Source organism: Microbacterium sp. Bi128, from assembly GCF_918698205.1.
The window spans coordinates 1-2,675 of record NZ_CAKKMM010000681.1; the positions used below are offsets into that span (position 1 = coordinate 1).

At 69.3% G+C, this 2,675-nt stretch carries 4 protein-coding genes; 1 reads left to right on the forward strand and 3 read right to left on the reverse strand.

What is annotated here, in order from left to right:
* Together LQV45_RS24775 and LQV45_RS24780 are read right to left on the reverse strand one after the other, a co-directional pair.
* Positions 1–919, reverse strand: a 919-nt coding sequence (locus LQV45_RS24775) for a UvrD-helicase domain-containing protein (protein WP_230009265.1), incomplete at its 3' end; no start/stop codon positions are given.
* Positions 920–1,066: 147 nt separating this feature from the next.
* Positions 1,067–1,588: an adenine phosphoribosyltransferase gene (locus tag LQV45_RS24780; RefSeq protein WP_230009268.1), complete on the reverse strand. Its 522-nt coding sequence runs from the start codon at positions 1,586–1,588 to the stop codon at positions 1,067–1,069.
* A 187-nt stretch (positions 1,589–1,775) separates the two neighbouring features.
* Between LQV45_RS24780 and LQV45_RS24785 the strand changes: the two genes are divergently transcribed.
* Complete coding sequence (locus LQV45_RS24785; RefSeq protein WP_230009266.1) at positions 1,776–2,402, forward strand: GNAT family N-acetyltransferase; 627 nt, start codon at positions 1,776–1,778, stop codon at positions 2,400–2,402.
* Here LQV45_RS24785 and LQV45_RS24790 read toward each other — a convergent pair.
* A partial coding sequence (locus LQV45_RS24790) for a hypothetical protein (RefSeq protein WP_230009267.1) occupies positions 2,363–2,675 on the reverse strand: 313 nt, incomplete at its 5' end. The two genes, LQV45_RS24785 and LQV45_RS24790, sit on opposite strands and share 40 nt — an antisense overlap.

Consider the following 2,675-nt stretch of genomic DNA (forward strand, 5'->3'; position numbering starts at 1 on the left):
CCTCAAGGGTCCGGTTTCCGGCCGGAATGCGCTGCCGGTTGGCCACGGCGTTGGCGACCACCTCGGCCATGTCAAGCCGGCCCTTGATGGCGGCGACGGCGGAGTCCGGCTCGGCCACGGCGGTGATGCCGGGCATCAGCCGGCCCAGGCTCGCCATGACGACGCCGGTCTCGCCGAGCGAGGGCAGCACGCGTTCGATGTACTTCATGAAGGACGACGTCGGCCCCACCAGCAGGACGCCGGCGCTCTTGAGCCGGTCCCGGTGCGTGTAGAGCAGGTACGCGGCGCGGTGCAGGGCGACAGCGGTCTTGCCCGTGCCCGGGCCACCCTGGACCACGAGGGCGCCGGAGATGGAGGAACGGATGATCCGGTCCTGCTCGGACTGGATGGTGCCGACGATGTCTGACATCCGGCCCGTCCGCTTGGAGTTCAGGGCAGCCAGCAGGGCACCCTCGCCCTGGAGCGAATCGTTGTCGGCGAGCATGCCGGCGTCGAGCACGTCATCCTCGATTGCCTTGACCTCGCGGCCCTGCAGGATCAGGTGGCGGCGGCGGCGGACGCCCTGCCGGTCGAATGCCGTGGCCTGGTAGAAATGGCCGGCCTCGGGCGCACGCCAGTCCACCATGAGCCGCTGCAGGTCCTCGGTGGTCAAGCCGATGCGGCCGATGTACTGGGCCTCCCCGGAGTCCAGGTCCAGGCGGCCGAACACAAGCCGGTCATCGACGGCGTCGAGCTGGGCGAGGCGGTCCTCGTAGAGGGCGGCGAAGGCATCACGTTCGGAAACGTTCTGCATGGTGCCCACGGCACCGGCCCGGCGCACCTGAGCCAGCTGGGTGCGCTTCTCCGCCCGCAACTCATCGAGCCGGGCGTAAAGTCCGGCCACATAGTCGCGTTCATGGGCCAAATCAGCGTCGTGCATCGAACGTTCCCCTATCGAAAAAGACAGACCCACCATTCTACAGCCATTTCGGCGGCACGGCTGTTGCATGTCGCCGAACAATGCCAAGGCAGTCTTCGTCAGGGAATTCTACCGACACGTCCCGGATGGTCCAGCCCGGCAGGCCCGCTAGATCCGCAACAGGGACCGGACGTTGTGGCCGGTCAGGGCCGTGCGGCCGCCAAGATCGCCGAGTTCCATGACCACACCGATGCCGGCCACGTGGATCCCGCACCGCTCGAACAGCCGCGCCGCGGCGCCGAGCGTGCCGCCCGTGGCGAGCACGTCGTCGAGGATCAGCACCCGGCTCCCCGGCGCCAGGTCCGTGGTGTGCAGCTCAAGGGTGGCGGTGCCGTACTCCAGGGCGTAGTCCTCGGAGAACACCTCGCGCGGAAGCTTGCCGGCCTTGCGGACCGTGATGACCCCGGTCCCGGTGGCGTAGGCGGCGGCCGCCGCGAGCAGGAAGCCGCGGGCCTCCACTCCGGCGACGGCGTCGAACTGGTCCTGGAAAGGTCCCACCAGGGCATCGACGACGGCCCCGAAGGCGGCGCCGTCGGCGAACACCGGGGTCAGGTCCTTGAAGCTGACCCCTGGTTTGGGATAGTCCGGGATGGTGGCGCACAGGCTCTTGATCAGCTCTTCCACCGGCATTGCAGTCGTCGTCTGGTTCGGGTCGCTTTGATTCACCCATCCACCTTACTGGCTGGTAGCGGGAAGCCTCCCGGGCCCCGGCCTCCCGGCCCGCCAGCTCCGCGGCAACCCGCCGGCCATCGAATGTTCACGCTGTCGGTGCCGGATTCGCCGCTCCTGTCCATCCTGCCGGTGATTGAATGCTCGAATGCGACACGAAATCGTCCTCTCCGGCCATGGGATTCGGCTGGTTCCGCTGGCCCCGCACCATGCGGCGGGCCTCTTCGATTTTGTGGACGCCGGCATGTGGGCAGGCATGGCGGCGCCGATGCCGGGGACTGCCCGCGAGCTGGCGGCGCTGTTCCGGTCACGGCTGGAGGATCCCGCCACCATCCCGTTCGCCGTGACGGACGGGCGCACAGGCGCCCTGCTGGGCACGACGTCCCTCCGCGACTACGTTCCGGACCAGCAACGCCTGGAAATCGGCGGAACATTCTACGGGCGGCAGTTCTGGGGCGGCCACGTCAATCCGGCGAGCAAGCACATGCTCCTCGCCTACGCCTATGAGGTACTGGAAGTGGACCGGGTGGCTTTCCGCTGCGACGCCCGCAACACCCGGAGCGCGACGGCGATCGAACGCCTCGGCGCACAATTCGAGGGGGTCCTCCGCGGCCACCGCGCGGCGCCAGGCGGGGGACGCGCGGACACCGCCGTCTTCTCGATCCTCTCGCAGGAGTGGCCGCACGTGCGCGAGGACCTGCGGCGCCGGCTCGCCCCCTTCGCCGTCGGCGCCGGCTACTCGCTGGGCAGCTTCGCAGCCACCTGGAACCCCTGATCCCCTGCCTCTGGAGGCAAGGCGTCCGGATGAACGGGAGGCCCGGCATCGGGAGGCCCGGCATCTGGAGGCACGGCATCTTGAGGCACGGCGTCCGGCTCCGGCGGGCGCAGGAGTTCGTTCGCAAGCCCGTAGGAGACGATGTCCAGCGCTTTTCGGAGCGCGCGCTCGGCGTCGAACCGCCCGGCCGCCACGCGGCTCAGCCGGGCGTAGTCCCCGGCCCATCCGGACCGGCGGAACCTGTCGGCGTCACCGTGAAGGAGCCGTCCATAG

Bases quoted from the DNA above. Each gene is read 5' to 3' on its own strand.
- LQV45_RS24785 (WP_230009266.1), top strand. From the start codon at position 1,776: ATGCGACACGAAATCGTCCTCTCCGGCCATGGGATTCGGCTGGTTCCG.
- LQV45_RS24780 (WP_230009268.1), bottom strand. From the start codon at position 1,588: ATGCCGGTGGAAGAGCTGATCAAGAGCCTGTGCGCCACCATCCCGGAC.